This is a genomic window from Streptomyces sp. RPT161, from assembly GCF_027533845.1.
Taxonomy (GTDB): Bacteria; Actinomycetota; Actinomycetes; order Streptomycetales; family Streptomycetaceae; genus Streptantibioticus_A; species Streptantibioticus_A silvisoli_A.
In genome coordinates, this window is sequence record NZ_JAPZVN010000015.1 from 63064 (window position 1) to 87872 (window position 24809).

General features: G+C 71.1%; 23 protein-coding genes and 1 pseudogene. 18 read left to right on the top strand and 6 right to left on the bottom strand.

Going from position 1 to position 24809, the window contains the following annotated elements; all coding sequences use genetic code 11:
• The first annotated feature begins 167 nt into the window (after window positions 1–167).
• Entirely contained in the window at window positions 168–2018 is a 1851-nt protein-coding gene (gene asnB / locus O5O46_RS25230) for an asparagine synthase (glutamine-hydrolyzing) (RefSeq protein ID WP_269857854.1), read from the top strand.
• 103 nt (window positions 2019–2121) lie between these two features.
• On the opposite strand, the gene O5O46_RS25235 is transcribed toward asnB, so the two are convergent.
• Complete coding sequence (locus O5O46_RS25235; protein WP_269857855.1) at window positions 2122–2772, bottom strand: phosphatase PAP2 family protein; 651 nt, start codon at window positions 2770–2772, stop codon at window positions 2122–2124.
• A gap of 116 nt (window positions 2773–2888) precedes the next feature.
• Between O5O46_RS25235 and O5O46_RS25240 the strand changes: the two genes are divergently transcribed.
• The 3 genes from O5O46_RS25240 to O5O46_RS25250 all read left to right on the top strand — a co-directional run bounded on the left by O5O46_RS25240 (window position 2889) and on the right by O5O46_RS25250 (window position 5213).
• Complete coding sequence (locus tag O5O46_RS25240; protein WP_269857856.1) at window positions 2889–3323, top strand: BlaI/MecI/CopY family transcriptional regulator; 435 nt, start codon at window positions 2889–2891, stop codon at window positions 3321–3323.
• Window positions 3320–4315 (top strand): M56 family metallopeptidase, encoded by a 996-nt coding sequence (locus O5O46_RS25245; protein WP_269857857.1) that lies wholly within the window; start codon window positions 3320–3322, stop codon window positions 4313–4315. The genes O5O46_RS25240 and O5O46_RS25245 overlap by 4 nt, the downstream gene beginning before the upstream one ends.
• Window positions 4316–4529: 214 nt before the next feature.
• Window positions 4530–5213 (top strand): DedA family protein, encoded by a 684-nt coding sequence (locus O5O46_RS25250; protein WP_269857858.1) that lies wholly within the window; start codon window positions 4530–4532, stop codon window positions 5211–5213.
• A gap of 25 nt (window positions 5214–5238) precedes the next feature.
• Here the strand turns inward: O5O46_RS25250 and O5O46_RS25255 are convergent, their stop codons facing one another.
• Window positions 5239–5487, bottom strand: coding sequence for a hypothetical protein (locus O5O46_RS25255; RefSeq protein ID WP_269857859.1), 249 nt, complete (start codon window positions 5485–5487; stop codon window positions 5239–5241).
• 223 nt (window positions 5488–5710) lie between these two features.
• On the opposite strand from O5O46_RS25255, the gene tatA reads away from it, so the two are divergent.
• The 14 genes and pseudogenes from tatA (at window position 5711) to tgmC (ending at window position 18814) form a co-directional block, all read left to right on the top strand.
• Window positions 5711–6022, top strand: coding sequence for a Sec-independent protein translocase subunit TatA (gene tatA, locus O5O46_RS25260; RefSeq protein ID WP_269857860.1), 312 nt, complete (start codon window positions 5711–5713; stop codon window positions 6020–6022).
• A 251-nt stretch (window positions 6023–6273) separates the two neighbouring features.
• Entirely contained in the window at window positions 6274–6891 is a 618-nt protein-coding gene (locus O5O46_RS25265) for an NAD(P)H-dependent oxidoreductase (protein WP_269857861.1), read from the top strand.
• Window positions 6892–6895: 4 nt separating this feature from the next.
• Window positions 6896–8122, top strand: coding sequence for an MFS transporter (locus O5O46_RS25270; protein ID WP_269857862.1), 1227 nt, complete (start codon window positions 6896–6898; stop codon window positions 8120–8122).
• A gap of 2 nt (window positions 8123–8124) precedes the next feature.
• Window positions 8125–8922 (top strand): arylamine N-acetyltransferase family protein, encoded by a 798-nt coding sequence (locus tag O5O46_RS25275; protein WP_269857863.1) that lies wholly within the window; start codon window positions 8125–8127, stop codon window positions 8920–8922.
• Between the two features lie 54 nt (window positions 8923–8976).
• Entirely contained in the window at window positions 8977–9417 is a 441-nt protein-coding gene (locus tag O5O46_RS25280; RefSeq protein ID WP_269857864.1) for a YybH family protein, read from the top strand.
• 214 nt (window positions 9418–9631) lie between these two features.
• A complete protein-coding gene (gene wrbA / locus O5O46_RS25285; RefSeq protein WP_269857865.1) occupies window positions 9632–10279 on the top strand; it encodes an NAD(P)H:quinone oxidoreductase in 648 nt (215 codons plus the stop codon).
• A 235-nt stretch (window positions 10280–10514) separates the two neighbouring features.
• Complete coding sequence (locus O5O46_RS25290) at window positions 10515–12086, top strand: class I adenylate-forming enzyme family protein (RefSeq protein ID WP_269857866.1); 1572 nt, start codon at window positions 10515–10517, stop codon at window positions 12084–12086.
• Window positions 12087–12183: 97 nt separating this feature from the next.
• Window positions 12184–12675 (top strand): RrF2 family transcriptional regulator, encoded by a 492-nt coding sequence (locus tag O5O46_RS25295; RefSeq protein ID WP_269857867.1) that lies wholly within the window; start codon window positions 12184–12186, stop codon window positions 12673–12675.
• Window positions 12676–12894: 219 nt separating this feature from the next.
• Window positions 12895–14379, top strand: a complete 1485-nt coding sequence (locus tag O5O46_RS25300) for an MFS transporter (protein ID WP_269857868.1) — start codon at window positions 12895–12897, stop codon at window positions 14377–14379.
• Window positions 14380–14620: 241 nt separating this feature from the next.
• Window positions 14621–15826, top strand: a complete 1206-nt coding sequence (locus O5O46_RS25305; protein WP_269857869.1) for a helix-turn-helix domain-containing protein — start codon at window positions 14621–14623, stop codon at window positions 15824–15826.
• A gap of 83 nt (window positions 15827–15909) precedes the next feature.
• Window positions 15910–16218 (top strand): annotated as a pseudogene (locus tag O5O46_RS25310) (recombinase family protein); the annotation flags it as partial.
• A gap of 108 nt (window positions 16219–16326) precedes the next feature.
• On the top strand, window positions 16327–16641 hold the full coding sequence (tgmA, locus tag O5O46_RS25315; protein WP_269857927.1) for a putative ATP-grasp-modified RiPP: 315 nt from the start codon (window positions 16327–16329) through the stop codon (window positions 16639–16641).
• Window positions 16638–17597, top strand: a complete 960-nt coding sequence (gene tgmB / locus O5O46_RS25320) for an ATP-grasp ribosomal peptide maturase (protein WP_269857870.1) — start codon at window positions 16638–16640, stop codon at window positions 17595–17597. Before tgmA ends, tgmB begins: the two co-directional genes overlap by 4 nt.
• Window positions 17594–18814 (top strand): ATP-grasp peptide maturase system methyltransferase, encoded by a 1221-nt coding sequence (gene tgmC / locus O5O46_RS25325; RefSeq protein WP_269857871.1) that lies wholly within the window; start codon window positions 17594–17596, stop codon window positions 18812–18814. Before tgmB ends, tgmC begins: the two co-directional genes overlap by 4 nt.
• Here the strand turns inward: tgmC and O5O46_RS25330 are convergent.
• The 4 genes from O5O46_RS25330 to O5O46_RS25345 are packed head-to-tail and all read right to left on the bottom strand — an operon-like array spanning window position 18739 to window position 24803.
• A complete protein-coding gene (locus O5O46_RS25330; protein WP_269857872.1) occupies window positions 18739–19926 on the bottom strand; it encodes an NAD(P)/FAD-dependent oxidoreductase in 1188 nt (395 codons plus the stop codon). The genes tgmC and O5O46_RS25330 overlap by 76 nt on opposite strands.
• Window positions 19927–19928: 2 nt before the next feature.
• Window positions 19929–21317 carry an FAD-dependent oxidoreductase gene (locus O5O46_RS25335; protein ID WP_269857873.1) on the bottom strand — a complete coding sequence of 463 codons (1389 nt, stop codon included), beginning with the start codon at window positions 21315–21317 and terminating at the stop codon, window positions 19929–19931.
• Entirely contained in the window at window positions 21314–23392 is a 2079-nt protein-coding gene (locus O5O46_RS25340; RefSeq protein WP_269857874.1) for a molybdopterin oxidoreductase family protein, read from the bottom strand. The genes O5O46_RS25335 and O5O46_RS25340 overlap by 4 nt, the downstream gene beginning before the upstream one ends.
• Window positions 23385–24803, bottom strand: a complete 1419-nt coding sequence (locus tag O5O46_RS25345; RefSeq protein ID WP_269857875.1) for a nitrate/nitrite transporter — start codon at window positions 24801–24803, stop codon at window positions 23385–23387. The genes O5O46_RS25340 and O5O46_RS25345 overlap by 8 nt, the downstream gene beginning before the upstream one ends.
• Between the last annotated feature and the right edge of the window lie 6 nt (window positions 24804–24809).

Sequence of the window (24809 nt, forward strand, 5' to 3'; positions counted from 1 at the left end):
TGGCCTGATCTATACGTTGCCTCAGGCGACGGATGCCACTTACAACTAGATGGGCGTACAGTGATCAGCGTGGTCCGGTGGCCGGACGTGCCGCGGGATCGCGCCCAAACGGGGGCAGAGCCGAGCCCCGGACCCGGGGCCGCCGACCGGAGGAGGGGAGACCGCCTATGTGCGGGATCACCGGATGGATCTCCTACGAAAGTGACCTCACCCGCGAGCGGGCCACGCTCGACGCGATGACGCAGACCATGGCCTGCCGCGGCCCGGACGCCTCGGGCGTCTGGCTGGACCGGCACGCGGCGTTCGGGCACCGCCGCCTCGCCGTCATCGACATCGAGGGCGGCAAGCAGCCGATGTCCGTCGAGGCCGACGGACGCACCGTGCTCGTCACCACCTACAGCGGCGAGATCTACAACTACCGAGAGCTTCGCGCCGAGTTGACATCCCTCGGCCACACCTTCCGCACCAGCAGCGACACCGAGGTGGCGCTGCACGCGTACCTGGAGTGGGGCGAGGACTTCACCGAGCGCCTCAACGGGATGTACGCCTTCGCGCTGTGGGACCCACGCTCGGAGGAACTGCTGCTGGTCCGCGACCGGATGGGCATCAAGCCGCTGTTCTACTACCCGACTTCGGACGGCGTGCTGTTCGGCTCCGAGCCCAAGGCGATCCTCGCCCACCCCTCGGTACGGCCGGTGGTGGACGCCGAGGGGCTGGCCGAGCTGGTCGCCTTCTGCAAGACGCCGGAGCAGGCGATCTACAAGGGCATGAAGGAACTCAGGCCCGGCCATGTGCTGCGGGTGCGACGCGGCGGGCTGACCGTCAAGCGGTACTGGGCGCTTGAGGCCCGCGACCACACCGACGACCTGGACACCACCATCCGTACGGTGCGCGAACTGCTCGACGACATCGTCGCCCGCCAGCTGATCGCCGACGTACCGCTGTGCACGCTGCTCTCCGGGGGCCTGGACTCCTCCGTGATCACCGCGCTGTCGGCACACGGACTGGCTGCGGCCGGGCAGGGCCCGGTGCGGTCGTTCTCCGTCGACTTCGTCGGACAGACCGAGAACTTCAAGCCGGACGACCTGCGCGGCACGCCCGACGGCCCGTACGCGCACGCGCTCGCCGAACACGTACGGTCCGACCACCGGGACATCGTGCTGGACACCGCGGCGCTGATGGACCGCGGCAACCGGGACGCCGTACTGAGGGCGCGCGACCTGCCGTTCGGCCTCGGCGAGGGCGACACCTCGCTCTACCTGCTCTTCAAGGCCATCCGAGAGCAGTCGACGGTGGCGCTGTCCGGCGAGTCCGCGGACGAGGTGTTCGGCGGCTACCGGTGGTTCCACGACCAGGACGCGGTCGAGGCCGACACCTTCCCCTGGCTCACCCGGCTGGGCATCAACAGCTTCGCCGGTACGAAGGCGGGCACCCGAGAGTCGCTGCTGGACGACGGGCTGCTGGCCAAGATCGACGTGGCCGGCTACCGGCGCGCCCGGTACCGGGAGGCGCTGGCCGAAGTCCCGTACCGGGAAGGGGACTCGGGACTCGAGCGGCGGATGCGGGAGATCTGCTACCTGCACCTGACCCGGTTCGTGCAGTTCCTGCTGGACCGCAAGGACCGGGCGAGCATGGCGGTCGGGCTAGAGGTCCGAGTGCCGTTCTGTGACCACCGGTTGGTGCAGTACGTCTTCAACACCCCGTGGTCGATGAAGACCTTCGACGGCCGGGAGAAGTCACTGCTGCGGGCGGCGGCCGGGGACGTGCTGCCGGAGTCGGTGGCGCAGCGGGTCAAGAGCCCGTACCCCAGCACCCAGGACCCGCGCTACACCCAGGCGCTGCGCGCCGAGTTGGGTGAGCTGCTGGCCGACAAGGAGGCCCCGGTACGCCCGCTGCTGGACCTGGCGAACGCGCGGGAGGCGGTGAACACCGAGGGCGAGGGCTTCCGTTCCAGCACCGAACTCGTGCTGGGCATCGACTCGTGGCTGCGCAAGTACGAGACGACGCTGGAGCTTTGACCCCACGCCCTTCGGGCGAGGGACCGGTCGCACGCGAGGCTCCGCGGGCCTTCCGCCCCCGGAGCCTCGCGTCACCGGGGGCCGAAGGCCCCCGGTCCTGCCGTTACGCGTCCACCAGGAACGGCTTCATGCGGCCATCGCGGGCGCGGTCCACCGCGGGGGTGGCCAGGCGGCCGACGAGCGGGACGAGGGCGGCGGCGACCACGGTGCCGACCAGCGCGCCGACCAGCACGTCATGCGGGTAGTGCGCACCGACGTACACCCGGGAGGCGCCCATCGCGACGGCGGCCAGCACGGCCAGCCAGCCGATCCTGCGGTGCACCAGCAGCAGCGCGACGGCCGCGCAGAAGGCGACCACGGTGTGGTTGCTGGGGAACGCCCAGTCACCCGGCGCGGCGCACGCCTCCAGGTTGAAGCTGTGCGGCAGTTGCTGGCACGGCCGCACCTCCTTGACCACGGACTTCAGCAGGTCGTTGACGATGTAGGCGACGACCACCACGACCGGCGCGGCCAGCACCCGGGTCATCGCCCAGGACGGCTGCCGCCGCGCCGACCACCAGGCCAGCAGCATGAAGACGGCGAAGATCACGATGCCGTAGGCCGACCAGTACTTGATGATGTCGTCCAGCCAGCCTGGCGCGGTGCGCGCCCAGTCCGTGACATCCGTGTACAGCCCGCCGTCGACCTGGGAGCCGTCGAAGGCCAAGGTGGTGAGGGTGCTGTGGGCCACATCGGCGGCGGGCGGTGCGAGCACGGGCGGCATTCCTCCGATAATCGACGACGAGCGGCGTGCCGGGAACGGCCCGCCAAATGTCTACAGACTCGTAGACTGTGGGCCAACTGTAGTCGACGGGAAAGGGGACGGAATCCGTGACGGACATCGCGCGGCGCCCGGCGGGTGAGCTGGAGGCAGCCGTCCTCGCCGCCCTGTGGGCCGCCCACACCCCGCTGACTCCGCCGCAGGTCCAGCAGTCGCTCGGCGGCACGCTGGCCCGCACCACAGTGGCCACCATCCTGGCCCGGCTGTACGACAAGGGCACGGTGGTGCGCAGCCGGTCCGGACGCGCCTACGCCTACACCCCGGCGGTGGAGGACGAGGCGGCGCTGGCCGCCCGGCGCATGCACAGCGAGCTGGAGAAGGGCGACGACCGCAACGGGGTCCTCGCCCGCTTCGTCTCCCGGCTCTCCCCGGACGACGAGCGGGTGCTCCGGCTGCTGCTCGCCCAGGCCGACGCGTCGCGCACACCGGCGGCGACCACCGCGTCCACCCGAAAGGGATCGCCGGAGCCGAGGAGGCCGCGATGACCTGGGCCGTCTGGGCGCCGCTGCTCGCGCCGCTGCTCGCCGTACCGGCCGCCCGGCGGCTGGCCGACGTCCTCGCGCCACGCACCGCCGCGCTGCTGCTCGCGGCGACAGCCGCGATGCTGGCGCTGCTCAGCACCGGCTCGCTGGCACTGCTCACCGCGGCCGGGCTGCTGCGGTTGCCCGTCATCGCGGCGCTCGGGCACATGTCGGCGCCGCTGATGCGCCGCAGCAATCCCATCTACCTGCCGATCGGGGCGCTCGCGGCGCTCGCGCTGGCCGTCGCGGCCTACGCGGTCTGCCGGGCCGCGCGGCGGCACCGGACGGACCTGCTGCGGGCGGCGAGCACCGCCGAGCGGCACGGGGGCGCGGGCGATCTGACCGTACTGCCGGATCCGGGTGCGGACGCGTACGCGCTGCCGGGGCGGCCGGGACGGGTGGTGGTCACCGCGGGCATGCTGCGCAAGCTGGACGCGCGGGAGCGGGAGGTGCTGCTGGCGCATGAGCGTGCGCACCTGCGCGGGCGGCACCACCTGCTGATCATCTGCGCCGATCTGGCCGCGTGCCTGCATCCCGCCCTGAGCGGGCTGCGGGCGCCTTTGTCGTTCCACCTGGAGCGGTGGGCGGACGAGTCCGCGGCGGCGGCCGTCGGCGACCGGCGGCTGACCGCCCGCGCGGTGGGCCGGGCGGCGCTGGCCGCGTCGGACGCCCCGGCCGCGCAGCGCCCCGCGGCGGCGCTGGCCGCCTCGGCGGGGCCGGTGCCGAGGCGCGTCGCCGCGCTGCTGGAGACCGCGCCGCGGTCGCGGTTCAACGCCCTGCGGCCCGCCGCGGCGATCGCGGCCGTGCTGGTCGCGTGCGTGGTCGCCTCCGGCGTCAGCACTCTGGAGGCGGCGGACGACCTCCACGCCAACATCGAGCTGGCCCAGGGCGCGCCCCTGGACCACCCGCACCACCACAGCCACTCCTTCCCGTCCCTCCCGTCCTTCCCGGAGTAGGACCCGCGGCCCAAGGCGCGGCGAGGAACTCCACGTCAACCGGCCGCACCGAAAGCGCCCCGGCACCGGCCGACGGCGCCGCGGCGGCCGGAACCCGTGAGGTCAGGCCGCGGACAGCCGCGCCCCGTATGCTCCGGCAGCGCCGCAGGCGACACGGACCACGCCGCGACCGTCTACACTCTCGTAGACCTTCACCTCCGCAGAGGGACGCCACATGTACCTGACCCACGGCTCGCAGCTGGCCGTCAACGTCCTGGACCCCAACTCACTGCTGTCGTCCTTCGGCGCGATCGGCATCCTGGTGGTGCTGTTCGCCGAGACCGGCCTGCTGGTGGGCTTCTTCCTGCCCGGCGACTCGCTGCTGTTCACCGCGGGTCTGTTCACCACGACCAGCGCGAAGTCCGCGGTCCACCTCTCGCTGACCTGGGTGCTGCTCGCCGCGGGCGTCGGCGCCCTGCTCGGCGCGCAGACCGGCTACCTGATCGGACGCCGCGGCGGCCCCGCCCTACTGGGCCGGGTCAAGAACCCCAAGCTGCACGAGGCCGTCGAGCGCTCCGGCGAGATGCTGGAGAAGTACGGCTACGGCAAGGCGATCGTGCTGGCCCGCTTCATCCCGCTGGTGCGCACCGTGCTCAACCCGATGGCGGGCGCGCTGGGCGTACCCGCCAAGGTCTTCACCTTGTGGCAGGTCGTCGGCGGACTGGTGTGGAGCCTGGGCGTCACCATCGCCGGCAACGCGCTGGGCTCGGCCATCCCCAACATCGACAACTACCTGCTGCCGATCATCGGCGTGGTGGTCGTGCTGTCGCTGATCCCGGTCGCCCTGGAGATCCGCCGGGCCCGCCGCGCCCCCGCGAAGGCCGCCGCGATGAGCGGTGCGCCGGAGCACGAGGCGTAGGCCGCGCCTGCCTACCTCCGATCCGTCAGCCGGTCGGCGCGGTTCCGCGCAGGAACGCGTCACCGTGCTGGCGGATGTGCGTCTCCACCGCCTCCAGGGCGCTGGTCACCGCCTCGTGCGAACCGGATCCGCGCTGCTCGGCGTAGTACGCGGCGCCGAGCCTGCGCAACAGGTCATGGCCGGTGCGCAGCGCCTGCACCTCCTCGACCTTCTCCTTGCCGACGTCCAGCCCGCGCTGGGCGACCTCCTTGGCCCGGTCCAGGAAACTGGTCATGCCGTGCCCTCCTCCTCGTCCGCGTAACAGATCAACGCTCCCGTCCGGGGGTGTAGTTCCCCACCCGGCCGGCGGCCGGGCTGGGCCATCCGGGGTTCCGGCGATGTTTTCCGGCGAAAGCTTCCGGTCTGGTGCCCGGACAGGCGATACTCCGGAGTCAGGAAGCCCAATCGGACAGCCGTGCGTCACCCGGCGGTGACCATGGCGGGAGCGAGGCCGCAGGATGTTCAGGAACGGACTCGAACCGTGGCACATCGTCCTGGTCGTGCTGGTGTTCGTGTTGCTGTTCGGATCCAGGAAGCTTCCGGACGCCGCGCGCGGCATCGGCAAGTCGCTACGCATCCTGAAGTCGGAGACGCGCGCCCTGAGGGACGACGACAAGCCCGCCGACGCCCCGGGCGACAGCACCGGCGGCGCGGAAGGCGCCGCCCGGGACGCGCAGTCCCAGGAAGCGCTGGAGCACAAGCCCAAGCCCGCCGCCCAGCCCAGCCCGGAACCGAACCGCACGCCTGAGGACCGCCGCCACACGGCCTAACGCCCCCGGCCCCCGCGGCGCACCGCGAACCACCCCCACCCGGCGGCCCCAGCGGCTGAAGACCCAACGCCGGGCGGCCCCCACCGCGCCCCGCGGCGCGGCAGCGCACCCCCAACCCCCGTGTCCTCGCGCCCACTTGACGAAGTGCCGGGGCGCTCATTGGCGCCCCCACACGCGCTGACACAGGATCGGAAGGCCCGCAAGCCAACGGTCAGTGCGGCTGGCCGATCCGTCGAGGGAGCGCTACGGACATGACCAATGTCGCCGTCATCTACTACTCGTCCACAGGAAGCACGTACAAGCTCGCCGAGGCGGCGGCCGACGCCGCGCGCAAGGCGGGTGCCGACGTACGGCTGCGCAAGATCGCCGAACTGGACCCGCAGGCCGCCGCCTCCAGCCGCGACGGCGCCGCGGAACACCGTGCCGCCACCGCCGACATCCCGGTCGCCGCGCCCGAGGACCTGGAGTGGGCGGACGCCATCCTGCTCGGCTCGCCGGTCCACTTCGGTCTGCCCGCACCGCAGTTGATGCACTTCATCAACGGCACGTCAGCGCTCTCCATCGCCGGCAAGCTGCTCAACAAGGCGGTGTCCGCGTTCGCCTCCGGCTCCGCCAACCAGGGCGGCCAGGTCAGCACCATCCTCGCGCTGCACAACGCCATCTGCCACTGGGGTTCGGTCATCGTCCCCACCGGCTCCACCGAACCGGTGCTGTACGAGCCGAACAACGGCAACCCGTACGGCGTCAGCAGCACCACCAAGAACGCCGTCGGCCACGCCGACGAGGAGAACCTCGCCGCGATCGACTTCCAGACCCGCCGCACGATGGAGATCGCCGCGGCGATAGCCAGCGGCACCAAGGCCGTCTGACGCCATGGCCACCGCTGACGACCACCGCGCCCCGTTCGCCGCCACGGTGGCCACCATCAGCCTCGTCGGCATGGTCGCCGTTGGCCAGTTGTACGTGACGATCCCGCTGATGCCCCGGATGAGCGCCGCCTGGGGCGTCTCGCAGGCGTCCGCCGCGTGGACCACGACCGCCTTCGCCATCGCCTACGCGTGCGGCTCGCTGCTGAGCGGCCCGCTGTCCAACCGCTACGGACGGCGCGCGGTGATGACCGTGAGCACCGCGGCGATGGCGTTCGCCACCGCCCTGGTGCCGTGCGCCACCAGCCTGGGCACCGGCTCGGCGTTCCGGGCGCTACAGGGCCTGCTGGCCGGGGCGTTCGTGCCGATGTCGTACTCCTACCTCAGCGCCCGGATCCCGGCCCGCCGACTGCCCCTGGCGCTGACCACGGTGTCCTGCTGCCTGGGCGGCACCGTGGTGATCGGCCAGGTCGAAGCGCAGTTGCTACAGGCCGCGTTCGGCTGGCGGGCGGTCTTCTGGATCACCGCGCCGCTGCTCCTGCTCGGCGCCGGTGCGACGGCGAGGGTGCTGCTGCCCGACCCGGCGCGCCCGCCCCGCCAGACGGCGACCGGTCCGGCACCGGCCGGCGGGCGTTCGCGGCGGCTGCCGCTGTACCTGGTCACGTTGACCGTCGCCGGAAGCCTGACCGCGGTCTACACCGGGGTGCAGTTGTACGGGCCGAGTCAACTCGTCGGCCATGACGGCGCGATGCTCGCGCTGCGCGCCAGCGGACTGCCCGCGCTGCTCGCCTCGGTGCTCATCGCGCCGCTGCTCGGCCGGATCCCCGCCACCCGGCGGGCGGCCATGGCCTCGGCGGTGGCCGTGGCGGGGCTGCTGGCCGCCGCGCTGCGGGCCGACGACGTGATCGCGCTGGGAGTCGCGCTGTTCGTCTTCATGCTCGGCCTGTCCAACGTCGGCCCCGCCCTGGTGCAGACGATCGGCAGCAGCGCGGGCGCCGCGCAGACCACCGCCATAGCGGTCTACGGATTCATGCTCAACCTCGGCGGTGGCGTGGGCGCCCAACTCCCGGCGCCCATAGGGAACCTGACCGTACTGGCGCTGGTGCTGGCGGCGCTGATGACGGTCACCGCGGCCGTCATCGGCCTGACCGCCAGGACCGGCCGCCGCGTACCCGTACCCGTGCCCGACTACCCGACGGCGGGCCGGGCCATGCTGAAGACGAGGGGGCAGTGACGATGGACGCCGCCATGGTGGACGAGTACCTCAGCCGGATCGGTGCGAGCCGGCCGCAACGCGCGGACCTGGACGCGCTGCGCCGACTACAGGAACGCCATGTGCTGTCGGTTCCGTTCGAGAACCTCGACTACCACCTCGGCCGGGACATCCTGCTGGACGAGCGGGTGGTGGACAAGATCGTGCGGGACCGACGCGGCGGCGGCTGCTACGAGTTGAACCCGTCGTTCGGCTTCCTGCTGGAGGCGCTCGGCTACCGCGTCAGCATCCTCGGCGCCCAGGTGCGCCGTCCGGACGGTCTGGGCTCGCCGCTCGGCCATCTGGTCCTGCGGGTGGACCTGGAGGAGTCCTGGCTGGTCGACGTGGGCTTCCGGAAGAACAGCCGGCTGCCGCTGCGGCTCGCCTCCGGCGACGTCCAGCCGGACCCGCACGGCGACTACCGGCTGGCCCGTACGCCGGACGGCGCGATCGACGTGTCCGCCGACGGTGTTCCGCTGTACCGGGTGGACGACCGGCCGGTGCGCCTCCAGGACTTCCGGCCCACCCTGTGGTGGTTCCGCACCTGCCCCGACTCGCCCTTCATGAGCGACCTGTTCTGCTCGCTGCCCACCACCGACGGCCGGGTCACCCTCAAGGGCGACCGGCTGACCCGCACCAGCGCTGGTGAGCGGACCGTCGAGGTGCTGCCGGACGACCAGGCGGTCCGCGCCGCCTACCGGAAGTACTTCGGCTTCGAACTCGATGAACTGCCGACCCCGCCCCCGGTCGCGCCGGGCTCTCCCGGCGTCCAACTGGACTGACCCGCACGGGCGGTTAGACCGCGCGCACCTCAGCAGCGCCCTCCAGGAGTGGCTATGACCTCGCGATCCGTCCCCAGCGGTGACATCGGCGACGCCGAACTGGTCACCGACGTAACCGACCCCGCACAACTGCCGGTCGTCTTCATGCACGCGTTCAACCGCGGCGACCTCGACACGATCGACAAGCTCTTCGAGCCCGCCGCGATACGGGTGCTCACCCCCGGCGAGGTGGTGACCGGCGACGGCCGGCGCAACGCCACCCGCAGTTTCCTCAAGCTCGGCATTCCGATCAGGCTCACCGTGCGGCACGCCTACGTCTATGACGATCTCGCGCTGCTCCTCGGCGACTTCCTCATCGAGGGCACCAAGCCGAACGGCGAGTACGTACGGATGGAAGGCACCGCCACCGATGTGCTGCGGCGGGACGCCAACGGATTCTGGCGGTACGCGATCGACAATCCGCCCGGTGTCGAACGCGAGGTGGCCCGCCCCTGAACCACCGGCCAGGACAACCGCCGCGCCCCGGGGAGCGGCGGTTCTCGGCCGTCGCGGCGGCAACCGGCCAAAGCGAGCGGGCAGTTGACAAAGTCCCATGGCGCGGATGGCTGCCCCCGACGCCCAGGAACAGGATTGGATCACCGGCCGGCCGCGTCGCGGCGGCGCGGCGTACCCGTTCGTGAGAAACACTCCGTGAAGGAGCACTACGGCCATGACGAATGTCGCCATCATCTACTACTCGGGCACCGGCAACGTCCACAAGCTCGCCGTGGCCGCGGCCGGCGCGGCGGAGAAGGCGGGCGCCGAGGTGCGCCTTCGCCGGGTTCCCGAGTTGGTCAACGAGTCCCTGGCGCCGGACTTCACAGAATGGACGCAGTCCTGGGAGGAGCACGCGCAGACGGCCCGGGACGTCGCGCTGGCCAGCGTGGACGACCTGGACTGGGCCGACGCGGTGCTGTGGGGCACGCCGGGCCGCTACGGTCTGCTGGCCGCGCCGCTCAAGCAGTTCATCGACCAGACCTTCGCGCTGCACGCCCGGCGCGGTCTGGTGAACAAGGTGATGTCCGCGTTCACCTCCACCGGTACCCAGCACGGCGGCCAGGAGAGCACGATCCTGTCGCTGAGCAACGTCTTCTACCACTGGGGAGCGATCATCGTCCCGCCGGGCGTGGTTGACGACATCCAGCTCGCGCCCTCCAACGGCAATCCGTACGGCGTGAGCGCGGTCGCCGGTCTGCAGGCCGTTCCCGGTCATCTGGCGGAGAACGTCACCGAGGACAACCTGGCCGCCATCGAGTTCCAGACCCGGCGCACGCTCGAAATCGCCACGGCGCTGCGCAAGGGCCTTTCCACGGACTGACCAGGACGAATTTCCGGCATCCCGGGCGGGGTTCGCGACGCGTGTTCGCGGACCCCGCTTTCCACGTTCCGCGAATTCACCGTGGTTATCCCTGGCCTGGTCTGAAACAGCAGGTCAGGTGGTGTGACCAAGGTGACAGAGTTCTTGTGCCCTCCTTTCTCCCAACTGCCGTGCGGTGCCAGCATGTTACGTGCCAACGAACCGTGTGCCGGTTCCACGCTGAGGAAGAGGACAGATGTTTAGGACTTCCAAGAACAAAAACCTTCTCTATCTCGGAATCGTGGCCGAGCAGGCTGCGGTCAAGAATGGCAGCACGACCATCACCCTCGACCACGAACTGGAAAGCCTCGGGGTCGGAAAGGTGTTGACCCTGGGGCAGTTCGCCGGCCATGTCGCCGACATCGCCAACCGGTTGTGGGCCGCGGGTGTGCGTCCCAGCGAGCATGTGGTGATCCACAAGTCCGCCAGCTTCGACATCTGCGTCTACGCCTGCGCCGCGGCGCGCATCGGCGCGGTGCCGGTGATGCTGTCACCGCTGCTGGACGGTCCGACCGTGGCCGCGCTGCTGGACCGGCTCAAGGGGGCCTCGCTGCTGACCGACGAGGCCAAGCTCACCGGGCCGTTGGCCGATGTGCCGTTGCCGGAACTCACCGCCCGCGTGGTCACGGTGACCGGCTCCCATCCGCTGGCGGTGTCGATGGCCGACCTGGCGGGCGCTCCGGAGCGCAAGCCGGTGCTGCTGGACGCCGACCAGCCGGCGCTGATGACGCACACCTCGGGAACGACCGGAATTCCCAAGCTGGTTGTGCACACCGCGCGCTCCATAGGTGCGCGCGAGGCGTGGCAGAACCGTGTGGTGTCGATGATCCGCAAGCCGGAGACGGTGCTGATGCACGTCAGTTACGTGCACTCGCGGATGTACCCGGGGTTCGCGGTGCTGGCCAAGCGCGGCATGCCGATGGTCTTCCTCAAGGACGCCCAGCCGGACAAGGTCGCCGACGCGCTGGTCAAACACCGCCCCGGTGTCTTCGAGACGCACCCCAACTCCTTCCTGGAGTGCGAGGCGATACTCGACGATCCGCGTGAGCCGATCGCCAGCGTGCGGTTCTTCAACTCCACGTTCGACGCGATCCACCCCAGCACCATGCACAAGTTCCTGCACGCCTCCAAGCGCCGCCACCCGGTGTTCCTCCAGGTGTACGGGCAGAGCGAGTGCGGTCCGATCGCCGGACGCACGGTGACCCGCAAGAACGCGCTCACCATGGACAGCCGCTGCCAGGGCTACCCCATACCTGGTCTCGGCAAGTACCGCCTGGTCAGCCGGAACGGCGCCAAGCCGAGCCGGGAGACGCCCGGTTACATCGACGTGTGGACCGCCGGGCGGGCGATGACGTACTACGGCGAGGAGGAACGGTTCAACAAGCAGGTGATCGGCGAGTGGTGGCGCGGCAACGACGTGGGCTACCGCACCAAGTGGGGCTGCCTGCACCTGCTGGACCGCGAGGTCGACGTCATCCCCACGATCCACAGCACCCTTGAGGTCGAGGACACCCTGCTGCACCGGCTGGAGGAGCTGACCGAGCTGGTCATCGTCCCCGGTCCGCAGAAGGAGCCGATTCCCGTCGTCTGCACCAAGGACGACCGTCCGCTGGACCTCGCCCGCTGGCGGAAGGCGGTCGCCGACCAGGCGCCGATGTCCGACCCCGTGGAGATGCGGCTGTCCGAGCTGCCGCGTACCGCGACCGCGAAGATCCAGCGCATCGAGCTGGCCCGGCGACTGCGCGAGGACCTGGAACAGGCTTCCTGAGCAGGGCGGTTGAGCCGTCCCGTGAGGCCCGTGGCGACCTGACACTCTTTCCGGAAGGAGGTTGTGGACGATGTTCCGGACATCCATTATCCAGGATATGAAGATAAGCGAAGGCGTGGAGTGGGCAGTGCACTGCTGCCTGAACCTGTCCTGGGTGGCGCCGGAGCGGACCGTGACCGCGGCCAAGCTGGCCGCCTTCTACAACCTTCCGACCGCCTACCTCAACAAGCAGTTGCAGGCCCTGGGCCGGGCGGGCATCGTCTCGTCGACCTCCGGACCCCGCGGCGGGTTCCAGCTCGCGCGGCACCCGGAGAAGATCACGCTGATGGATGTGGTGACCGCGATCGAAGGCTCTGAACAGGCCTTCCGATGCACCGCCATCCGGCAGCGCGGACCCGCGGGCGACCTGGACGCGCTGGACGGCTACCGCAAGCCGTGCGCGGTCTCCCAGGCCATGCGCACCGCCGAGTTCGTCTGGCGCCGGGAGCTGGCGTCGCGCACGGTGGCCGACCTCAGGGCCGCCGTGGAGCGCAGCACCCCGCACGCACCGGCTCGGGTGCGCCGCTGGTTCGACAACTCACGTACCTGACCGCGCAGTTCGCCATGGCCGCCGGGCGGCCCCGACAGGCACCACGAAGGAGGTGATTCTGGATGCCCGATATCCCGTTATCCCTGTGGTCCAACGCGCCGACGACAGTCCCAGGCTCCACCGGGCCGCCCCGTACGCCATGAGCTCCGCTGCCTCCAGCGCACATACCGATCACCCCCGTCTCCACCGCTTCACTCCTCCCAAGGGAAAGGGACTGCAATGTCTTCTGCAGCCGTAGACGCCTCCACGGCACCGCGGCGTCGCCACCTGGGGCTGCTACTGGCCCTGTTGGCATTCGCCCAACTCATCATCTCCATCGACTACAACATCGTTTATGTGGCACTTCCGGACATCGGCCACGGGCTCGGCTTCTCCTCGCAGACCCTGCAGTGGGTGATCAGCGCGTACGCTGTGGCGTTCGGCGGCTTCCTGCTACTCGGCGGCCGGGCCTGCGACCTGTTCGGGCCGCGCCGGATGTTCGTGCTCGGCCTGTCGCTCTACGGTGCCGCCTCGCTGATCGGCGGCCTCGCGGTGAACCCCGCGATGCTGATCGCCGGGCGCGCGGTGCAGGGCATGGGCGGTGCGTTCCTGTTCCCGGCCACCCTGACGCTGGTGGGCACCAGCTTCGCCGAGGGCAAGGAGCGCAACCGCGCCTTCGCCGTCTGGGGTACCGCGGGTGGCAGCGGCATGATCCTCGGTTCACTGCTCGGTGGCGTGCTGACCCAGGCCTTCGGCTGGGAGGCGGTCTTCTTCGTCAACGTTCCGCTGGCCGTCCTCGCGATCCTGTTCGCCTTCCCGCTCATCGCGCCGGACGCCGTGCGGTCCGCCGGCCGCAAGTTCGACCTCGGCGGTGCGCTGACCGCCACGGTCGGCGTGACCGCGGTGGTCTTCGCCCTGGTCCAGGGTCCGGTCTCCGGTTGGGGCGCGCCCACCATCGTGACCGCCGCGATCGTCGGCGTGGCGCTGCTGCTGGCCTTCTTCGTCATCGAGAAGCGCAGCTCCGACCCGCTGATGCCGCTGCGGCTGTTCGGCAACCGCAACCTGAGCACGGGTGTCGGCGTCACCTTCCTCTACATGGCCACCTTCGGCACCCTGCTGTACTTCCTCACCGTCTACTTCCAGAGCGTGCACGGTTACAGCGCGCTGCAGACCGGTCTCGCCTACCTGGTTCCGATGGTCGCCATCTCCGCAGGCGCCCAGCTGGCCGGTCGGTTCGCCACCCGCTTCGGGATCCGGGCGATCATGATCGCCAGCCTGGTCATCGGCGGTGTGGGCACCGTGATCACCGGTCTGACGATGTCGGCGGGCGCGTCCTACGCGGTGCTGATCCCGGGGCTGATCGTCCTCGGCCTCGGCCAGGGCGCGGGCTACACCCTGATGTTCGGCGCCGCGGCGATCGGCGTGGACGCGTCGGAGCAGGGCATCGCCTCCGGTATGGCCTCCACCACCCAGCAGGTCGGCGGTGCGGTGGGCCTGGCGATCCTGGTCGCCATCGCCAACTCCGGCACAAAGGGCCTGACCGGCCAGGCGCTGCGCAACGCCACCACCCACGGGCTGCGTGAGGCGATCTTCATCGCCGCGGCGGGCATCGCCATCACCACCCTGGTCGCCTTCGGCTTCAAGCGCCCGACGGCGACGGCTCCCACCGTGGAGTCCACGGACCAGCTCACCGAGCTTCCCAGCGAACAGGTGGCCCAGGTCTGACCCCCGTTCCACCCCGTCCTCCGCCCTCGCGCTCCACACCCCCGGGAGCGCGGGGGCGGACCCTTGCCCGCAAGTCCCGCCCGTTCACGGTCACTTCGGGGGCAAGCCCCCGGGCCCCGGGCAGCTTCCGCCTCGCAGCGCTGTGCCAACGCTCTGCCCTCAGTGAAGCGAACCGTCGATCGTCACAACCCCGACGTGTGCCGGGAGTACCGTTCTGGATGTCGAGGCCGGAACGGAGTTCATGATGCCGGATGCCCTGAACGATCGGGCGGGGGTCGGGCGGCGCATCGCGCAGGCCCGCAAGACACGAGGGCTGACACAGACCGAGTTGGCTCGGCGCATCCCATGCTCGAAATCCCTCATCGCCCAGGTCGAACGAGGCCACAAACCCGCCAGTCCGTCACTCACCGCCGGTGCCGCCCGTGCCCTCGGTGTCAGACTGGAGCAGCTCACCGGGCAGCCCTACGAAGACGCGCGACAAGGTCGAGTGCACAACACCATTCCGCACATTCGCCGGTCCCTGCTTTCCTGGGACCTGCCTGACGAGCACATTCCCGCTCGCCCGGCCGACGACCTCGCCGCAGACGTTGCCATGGCATCGCTACTCGGCCGCAAAGCCCGCTATGCGCAGCTTGGACAGATGCTGCCCGCCCTCCTCGACGAGTTGTGCACTGCCTGTCACGCTGCCGACGATCGCGAGCAGCGGCGCCTTTTCGGCATGCTGTCGGAGACGTACACCGGAGTCACCGCGATCGCCTATGCGTTGGGCGAGTTCGATCTGCGTTCCCTCGGCATGGACCGGGTGCAATGGGCCGCGCAGCAATCTGGTGATCCACTGCGCGTGGCCCGCACCCAGTGGCAGCGATCCACGCTGTTCATGCAGGCCGCCGCTTACGACCGCGGCATGCGGCTACTCGACAGGATCCGCGGCGACCTCGGCGACGATATCGCCCGCATGGAACCGGCAATGCTCTCCGTGTACGGTGCCGCGCATCTGCGATCAGCCATGTTCGCGGCCCGCGCTTCGAACACCCAAGCCGCCTGGGACCACATTTCCGCAGCACGTGACACGGCCCGGGTTCTGGGGGGTGAGGCCAATCATTACGGGCTGGAGTTCGGACCGACGAACGTCGACATTCACGCCCTGGGGGTCGCGGTCGAGTTGTACGACGGGCCGCGAGTCGCCCGTCTGGCGGAGACGACGAGGCTTCCGGCCGGGATCGCGCCGGTGCGGGCCGGACGCTGGTACATGGACCTGGCAAAGGGCTGGCTGGACTGCGGCCACCGAGACAACGCCATCGCGGCGATCGCGGCGGCCCGAAAAGTGTCGCCGGAGCAGGCGCGGAACCACCCCCAGGTCCGGGAAACGGTGCGAACCCTCATCGAGTTGGAGAAGTACCGGAAGGACTCCCTGGTCGGGCTGGCTCATTGGCTGGGCATCACGTGATGTTTCACAGCTTGTGAAACTCGACGCGCTCCACGACGAGCAGGCTGGGTGCCGTAGCCCACTCGCCTTTCAGGGAGCCCAAGTTGACGCCTAGTCACACGCCGGTTGCATTCATCTACGACCGCTGCGCGACAGCGAACACGACAGAGCTGGAGCGCCGCCTCGAAGGATGCGGTGAGTATGTCAGCGCTCAGCGCTGGGGCTTCGGCGGATGGTGGGTGGATAACGGCGACTCCGCCTTGACCAACGACCGCAGGCCCGCGTTCCGCGCTTTGCTGAACACCGTGCGGGCCACCGACAGCAGCCGTCCTCGCGTGTGCTTGGTCTACGAGTGGAGCCGCCTCAGCAACGATCTCGCGGCCCGCGACCTGTTCATCCGTCGCGTGCTTCAGCTGGGCGCCTGGGTGGAGACATGTCTGGGCGAGAAGCGGTTGCCGGACGGCACCTGGGTACAGCGCACCCGATTCGGCTCACGGAACTGCGAGAGGAAGGAAAGCCCCATGTTCAGCCACTCCGACCGGTTCCCCACCGGGACGCCACTCCCGCAAGGGCACCTGACCCCCGCGCCATGGGGTCTGCGCCGTCTCGTGCCGTATCCGGGGGCGGAGGGGCCGCGGTACGGCCGTGTCGAGCTCGACGCCGTCACACAGACCGCGCGTTACTACGCCTCCGATGGCACCCTCACCGTGGCGCCCGGCCACGGGACCTCCTCGGGGACCAACCCGCCCACGGGCACGGGCAACCCCAGCGACGGGGCCGGGCCCGGTGGAAGCGGTGGCGGGGACAGGGACACCGGGAATGACACCGACCAGTGACTCACCAATCCCGTGCGGTGTTGGTCGTCACCAACGTGGACGACCCAACGGCTGATGTTGTGATCAACGAGCTGCACGGCCGGGGTGTCCCGGTCGTGCGGTTCGACTCCGGTGAGTTCCCCGCCACCTTGTCCTGCTCCGCCCACATCGGCGGCGAAGCACGTCAGTGGCGCGGAAGCGTGCAAACGCCCACCCGTGCCTGCGAGTTACCGGCCGTCCGGGCCTTGTACTACCGGCGCCCCTCCGGCTTCGCCTTCCCGCACCTGAACGAGCAGGACACGCGCTTCGCCGCCGCGCAGGCCCGATACGGTCTCGGCGGCGTCCTGACGTCCCTGCCCGACTGCCTGTACGTCAACCACCCGAACCGCATAGGCGACGCCGAGTACAAACCCGCCGGCCTGGCCGCGGCGGCGAGTTGCGGCTTCAGCGTGCCGCCTACGCTTGTCACCAACGTGCCCGACGACGCACGCCGGTTCGTCGGGGCACACGGTCCGGTCATCTACAAGCCGTTGTCCGTACCGCTGTACCTGATCGACGGCACGGCCCAGACCGTCGAAGTCGCGGAGGTGGGCGCGGACGAGATCGACGACAGCGTCAGCGGCACCATGCACCTGTTCCAGGTCCGGGTGGACAAGGTCGCCGACGCACGCGTCACCGTCATCGGCCGCCACGTCTTCTGTGTGCGTATCGACTCCGACCTGTTGGACTGGCGCACGGACTACCGTCGGCTCACGTACTCGGTCATACAACCGCCGTCGGGCATCCGCGAGGCCCTGTTCGCCTACCTCCGCCACTTCCGGCTGGTCTTCGGTGCCTTCGACTTCTCGATCGACCGCCAGGGCCGATGGTGGTTCCTGGAATGCAACCCGTCGGGCCAATGGGCGTGGCTGGAGCCGGAGACCGGTCTGCCCATGGTCGCGGCGATGGCCGACCTGCTGGAGAGGAAACCCAGGTGAGCACAGACGAGCAGTTGCGCCAACGACTTGCCGACGACCTGGCGGCAGGCGGCCACCTTCGGGGTCAGCGGTGGCGGCGGGCCGTCGAAGCCGTGCCCCGGCACGTGTTCCTGCGTGGTGGGTTCTTCGAGCAGGTCCCGGGTTCGGTACCCACCGCGTGGCGGCCGGTCCTGCCGGACAGCCCCGGGTGGCTTGAGCGGTGCTACGCGGACGAGTCGCTGGTGACGCAGATCGCGGGCACGGTCGTGCCCACGGACATCCGCGGCGAGATCATGCGCGCGCCGACTTCGTCCAGCACGATGCCGAACCTCGTCGTGCGCATGCTGGAGGAGCTGCAAGTCGAGGACGGCCAACGGGCGTTGGAGATCGGCACCGGCACCGGCTACTCCACGGCGCTGCTGTGTCACCGCCTCGGCGACGAGTACGTGACGTCCGTCGAGGTCGACCGGGACGTGTCGGCCCGGGCCCGTACAGCGCTCGGCGAATGCGGGTACTTCCCCGGTCTCGTGGTGGGCGACGGGCTGGCCGGAAACAAGGACGGTGCGCCGTACGACCGAGTGGTCGCCACGTGCGGCGTGCTCACCGTGCCTCCGGCGTGGATCGAGCAGACACGGCCTGGCGGCGTCATCCTCGCCACCTTGTGCGGCTGGCTGTACTCCTCCGAACTGGCGCGGCTCACCGTTGCCGAGGACGGCACTGCCGTGGGCCGGTTCCTGGGCGGTCAGATCTCGTTCATGCTGGCCCGCCCCCAACGTCCCACATCCTTGGGAACGTTGCCTGATCTGGAGTGCGGGGCAGAACGCCCAGCCCAGTTGGGCGTGGACGTGCTCGATGACTGGACCGCACGGTTCGTCGCACAGCTCACCGCTCCCCGAGCGCAGCGCATCACCCTGCCTCGCGACGACCGGACGGAAGACATCATCATCGATGTGGACTCCGGCTCATGGGCCGCTCTGTGGCGGGACGGAGAGCGGTGGCGCGTCCGGCAGGGCGGCCCCGCGCCGTTGTGGGACGCGATCGAGGAACACGTCCTGCGCTGGCGCGCGGATGGAGCGCCGCCCGTGGATCGGTTCGAGATCACCGTCACCCCTGAGGGCCGGACCGTCATCGCCTGGCCTGCTCGTAGACCGCGACGAAGGGATCAGCCCGCCAGGCCCAGCAACTCCTCCGGCGAAGTGGGGAGTTCGCGTCCGACCAGTGTGCGCAGGAGGGCGTAGGCCGATGTGTCGCCGGTCAGGATGCCGCCCAGTAGCGTGTTGGCGTCGGGGGCCAGGACCAGTTTCCGGTACGTGTTCGGCGTGGCGTGGGTGAACTCCACGGCGCCCGCCGTGGTGGCGCGTGCGTCGCCGAAGCTGGCGACCGGGACGTCCAGGAGCTTCAGCCTGGTGGAGGTGTCGGCGCCCTTGAAGCGGGCTTCCGCGGTGCCCAGGAGTTGGGCGGCCACCGCTTCCGCCATGCGGTAGCCCGGGGCCGACAGGCCGTAGCAGCGGCCGTTCACCGCCGCGCATTCGCCTATGGCCCAGATGTGGGGGTCCGCGGTGCGGCACTGGTCGTCGACGAGGAAGCCGCCTTGCTCCGCTCGCTCCAGCCCGGCGGTAAGCGCCAGTTCGTCGCGGGGGCGGACGCCCGCGGAGAAGACCACCAGGTCCGCCTCGACGGCCGTGCCGTCCGCGAGCCGCACCCGGCCCGGCGCGATGGACTCGGTGGCCGTCCCGCAGTGCACCCGTACCCCCAACCCGGCGACCAGCCGGGCCAGTAGCGCTCCCGCGGTCTCGTCCACCTGCAACGGGAGCAGCCAGGGCGCGAGTTCCACCACCTGCGGGCGCATGCCGAGCAGGCGAAGCGCATTGGCCGCCTCAAGTCCCAGCAGACCGCCGCCGATCACCGCACCGGGACGGCCGGGCCGGGCCGCCGCACGGATCGCGTCGAGGTCGTCCAGGGTCCGGTAGACGAAGCAGCACGGCAGGTCGTGCCCTGGTACGGGCGGTACGAACGGCCGTGAGCCGGTGGCCAGTACGAGGGCGTCATAGCCGATCACCGTGCCGTCGGTGGTCCTTACGGTGCGGGTGGTGCGGTCGAGCGCCGTCGCGGTGGTGGACAGCCGTAGTCCCACCGCCGGATCGGCCAGCAAATCGTCATCGGCCAGCGTGAGTTCGGCCGCGCTCCTGCCGTCGAAGTACGAGGAGAGGGCCAGCCGGTCGTACGCCGGACGGCGCTCCTCGGCGAGCACCACGATCCGCCACTCCCCGGCGCGGTCCCGGGTGCGCAGCTCCGTCACCAGGCGGTGGCCGACCATGCCGTGTCCGATGACCACGAGTGTGCGCGGCATCGCTATCCCGTCTCCCGTTCCAGGGCGGCGCACAGCCGCCGTACGTCCGGCGCGCAGCCGCCGCAGCCGGTGGTGGCGCGGGTCGCCGCGGCGAGGTCCGGCAGCTCGCGGGCGCCGCCCCGCCAGGCGTCGGACAGCGTCCGCTTCATCACGTTGTTGCACAGGCAGACCACCGCGTCGTCCGGAAGTTCCAGCGCCCCGGAGCCGCGCCGCGAGGCGGTGCCGAGCAGCAGCGCCAACCGGTCCGCGGGCACCGGCAGGTCCCGGTCGTACAGCTGGCTGACCGAGGCGATGGCCTGCGGAAGTCCGATCAGCACGGCACCGGTGATCCGCTGCTCGCGCAGCGCCAGCGAGGCGTACCGGCCGCGCGCCGGGTCCGAGAACGTGACGACTTCCGCGCCCCCGCCGTCGGGCGTCCCCAGTGCCGCGATGTGGATGCCGGGAGTGCGCGGCCGGATGACGGGCTTGGCCGCGCGGTGGCCGACCCGCTCACCGGCGAGCACCCGGGCCAGGGTGTCGGCCTGCTGCCAGGCGGACTCGACCAGCCCGGACACCCGGCCCGCGTGCTCCGCGCAGTCGCCGATCGCGTGGACATACGGGTCGCTGGTGCGCAGTTGGTCGTCCACCACGACGCCGCAGGCCACGGCCAGACCGGCGGCGCGGGCCAGGCCGGTCTCGGGTGTGACACCGGTGCACAGCAGCAGGGTGTCGGCGGGCAGCGTCCGCCCGTCGTCCAGCAGCAGCTTGCCGGGCGCGTACCCGACGGCTCGGTGGCCCAACTCCAGCTCCACGCCGAGGTCCCGCAGCCGCTCGGCGAGCAACTCGCCTCCGCGCGGGCCCAGTAGCCGCCCCATGGGCTGCGCCCGCCGGTGTGCCAACGTCACCTCGTACCCCGCCCGCCGCAGCGCCAGCGCCGCCTCCACGCCCAGCACACCGGCGCCGAGCACCGCGACCTGGCCGGGGCCGATCCGCTCGCAGTCGGCGAGCGTACGCAGACACCGCACCCCTTCCGCCAGCCGCCCGCCGGGCATACGCACACCGGCCACCTCGGGGATCCGGGGCCGCGCCCCGGTGGCCAGCACCAGCCGGTCGTACCGGTACGACAGCATGCCCCGGCCGTCGTCCGCGCGGGCCAGCACCAGCCGTCGGGCCCGGTCGACGCCGACGGCGGTCACGCCGAGCCGTACCCGGGTGCCGTCGGGGTGCCGGGGCAGCGCGATGGCGTCCGGGGGCAGGCTGCCGTCCAGTACCGAGGTCAGCAGCACCCGGTTGTACGCGGCACGCGGCTCCGCGCCGAGCACCGTGACGCCACCGGAGTGGCCGAGCTGGCGCAGCCGGTGCACCAGGCGGTGCGCGGCGGGGCCGTTGCCGATCACCAGTACCCCGGTCATGCCGGGCCCGGATGGGGTTCGATGCGTACCGCCGACACCTTGAACTCCGGCATCTCGCTACGCGGATCGAGCGCGTCGCCGGTGATCAGGTTGGCCCGGCCGGTGCCGGGATAGTGGAACGGCAGGAACACCGTGTCCGTCCGCATCGTCGCCACCAACCGCACCCGGGCCACCGTGCGGCCGCGCGCTGAGCTGACGGCGGCCAGCTCGCCCTCGGCGAGCCCGGCGCGCGCCGCGGTGTCCGGGTGCACCTCGACGTACATCTGCGGTGCGGCGGCGCCGAGTTCCGGGACCCGGCGGGTCTGCGCACCGGACTGGTAGTGGGCGAGCACCCGGCCGGTCGTGCCGTACAGCGGATAGCGGTCGCCGACCGCGTCGGCGGACTCACGGTGGTCCACCGCGGCGAACCGGGCGCGCCCGTCCTGGTGCGCGAAGCGGTCCAGGAACATCCGGGGCGTACCGGGATGTCCCGGCGCGGGGCACGGCCAGTGCAACTCCTCCCCGGCGTCGAGGCGTTCGTAGCTGATGCCGCAGTAGTCGGCCCGGCCGCCTCGGGTCGCCCGGCGCAGTTCCTCGAAGACCTCGCGCGGTGCGGTGGGATACCGCTCGGGCGGCTCGCCGAGCCGTACCGCCAGGCCGTGCAGTACGTCCAGGTCGCCGCGTACGCCCTCGGGCGGGTCCAGCAGCCGCCTTCGGCGCAGCACCCGCCCTTCGAGGTTGGTCATGGTGCCGTCCTCCTCGGCCCACTGGGTGACCGGTAGCACCACGTCGGCGAGCGCGACCGTTTCGGACGGCACGAAGTCCGCGACGACCAACAGGTCGAGGGCGGCGAGCCGTTGGGCGATGTGGGCGGCGCGCGGCGCGGACACCACAGGGTTGGAGCCGAAGACCAGCAGCGCCCGGGGGCCGTCCGGGGTGCCGAGCGCGTCAAGCAGTCGGTACGCGCTGCGGCCCGGCCCTGGCAGGCTCTCGGCGTCGACTCCCCACACCTCGGCGATGTGCCGGCGGGCCGCCGGGTCGGCGATCAGCCGGTAGCCGGGGAGCTGGTCGGCCTTCTGGCCCAGCTCGCGGCCGCCCTGGCCGTTGCCCTGCCCGGTCAGACAGCCGTAGCCGCTGCCCTCGCGGCCGGGCAGGCCGAGCGCCAGGGCGAGGTTGATGAACGCGGCGACGGTGTCGGTGCCCTTGCTGTGCTGCTCGGCGCCGCGCCCGGTCAGTACGTAGGCGCGTGCCGCGTCCGCCAGCATCCGTACCGCGGTGCGCTGGGCCTCGACCGGTACCCCGGTGACCCGTTCCACACGCTCCGGCCACCAGGTCATGGCGTACTGCCAGGCGGCCTCGAAACCGGTGGTGCGGTCGCGTACGTAGTGCGGGTCGCGATGGCCCTCGACCACGGCGAGGTGCAACAGGCCGAGCGCCAGGGCGAGATCGGTGCCGGGTACGGGTTGCAGATGGAGTGCGGCGCGCTCGGCGGTGGGGGTGCGGCGCGGATCGACGACCACCAGTTCGGCGCGGCCGAGGTGGCGCATAAGCGGCGGCATCGTCTCGGCCGGGTTGGCCCCGGCGAGCAGGACGGTGTCCGCCCGGCCCAGGTCGGCCACCGGGAACGGCAGGCCGCGGTCGACGCCGAACGCGGCGGTTCCGGCGGCGGCGGCCGAGGACATGCAGAAGCGGCCGTTGTAGTCGATCTGGCTGGTGCCGAGTGCCAGCCGGGCGAACTTGCCCAGCAGGTAGGCCTTCTCGTTGGTCAGCCCGCCCCCGCCGAACACCGCGACCGCGTCCGGGCCGTACCGCTGCCGTATCCGCCGCAGCCGCTCGGCCACCGTGTCCAGCGCGCCGTCCCAGTCGGCTGGGGTGAACGCCCCGTCCGCACCGCGCACCAGCGGTGTCCGCAGCCGGTCGGGGACGGTCAGCAGCGTGGGCGCCGTCCAGCCCTTCTGGCACAAACCGCCCTGGTTGACGGGGAATCCGGGATCCGGTCGGACGGCCGCGCCCGCACCGTCCCGGCCGAGCAGGGTGCCGCACTGCAGGGCGCAGTACGGGCAGTGGGTGGCCACTTCGCGCCGGGCCTCAGACACGGTCGGCCTCGCCGGAGACCGGTGCGGGCACCGCCACCGCGGAGGCGACCGGCGCCACCGCGAGCACGGACGGCCGGGCGTTCAGCGGGCGCCGCAGGTAGACCGCCCACGTCACGCCCACGCACACCGCGTAGTACCCGAGGAAGCCCCAGAAGGCGGGCGTACCACTACCGTGCGGCCCGTCGTACGCGGCCCGGAAGGCCAGGTCGACGGCGACGCCGCCGAGCGCGCCCACCGCTCCCGCGATGCCCATCACCGCACCGGACAGCCGCCTGGCGCGGTCCAGCGCGCTCACCGCGGGCTCGCCTGCCGCGCGCGCCCGCCGCGCCTGCTGGGCGAAGACCGCGGGAATCATCTTGTACGTGCTGCCGTTGCCGATCCCGCTCAGTACGAACAGCGCGGTGAACGCGGTGACGAACAGCGGGAACGACCGCGACCGCGAGGCCACCAGCAGTGCCCCGGTGCCCGCGGCGAGCCCCAGGAACGTCCAGCAGGTGACGCGGGCACCGCCCAGGCGGTCCGCCAACCGGCCGCCGAGCGGCCGGAACAGCGAGCCGAGCAGCGGCCCGAGGAAGGTGTAGGAGGCGGCGCGCAGCGCGGTGCAGCCGAACTCGTCCTGCAGCACCAGTCCGAAGGCGAACCCGTAGCCGATGAACGAGCCGAAGGTGCCGACGTACAGCAGCGAGATCCACCAGGTGTGCGGATTGGCGGCGGCCTCCCGTTGGGCGCCCGGCGCGGTGCGCACCGCCTGGATGTTGTCCATCGACAGCGCGGCGAGCACGCTGACGACCACGATCAGCGGCAGGTAGACCGCGACGACGTACTCCGGGTGCCCGCTGCCCGATGTGGCGATCACCAGCAGGCCGAGGAGCTGCACGACGGCGACGCCCAGGTTCCCGCCGCCCGCGTTGACGCCCAGCGCCCAGCCCTGGCGCCGCCTGGGGAAGAAGTGGCTGATGTTGGTCATCGAGGAGGCGAAGTTGCCGCCGCCCACCCCGGCCGCCGCACCGATCAGCAGGAACACCCACAGCGGGGTGCCCGGACGCTGCACGAAGTACAGCGCACAGCCGGTCGGCACCAGCAGCACCGCTGAGGAGAACACCGTCCAGTTCCGGCCGCCGAACCGGGTCACCGCGTGGCTGTACGGCAGCCGCAGCACGGCACCGACCAGCGTGGGCACCACCACCAGCAGGAACTTCTCGCCGGGGGTGAAACCCAGGCCGGTCCTGGGGGACATGAACAGGACCAGGACCGACCACAGGCTCCACACGGAGAAGCCGACGTGCTCGGAGAGCACCGACACGATCAGGTTCCGGCGGGCGATGTACTTGGCACCGCGCTCCCAGAAGTCCTCGTCGTCCGGGTCCCAGCGCTCCATCCGGCGCCCGGAGCGGGACGGTGCGTTCGTCATCTCTCC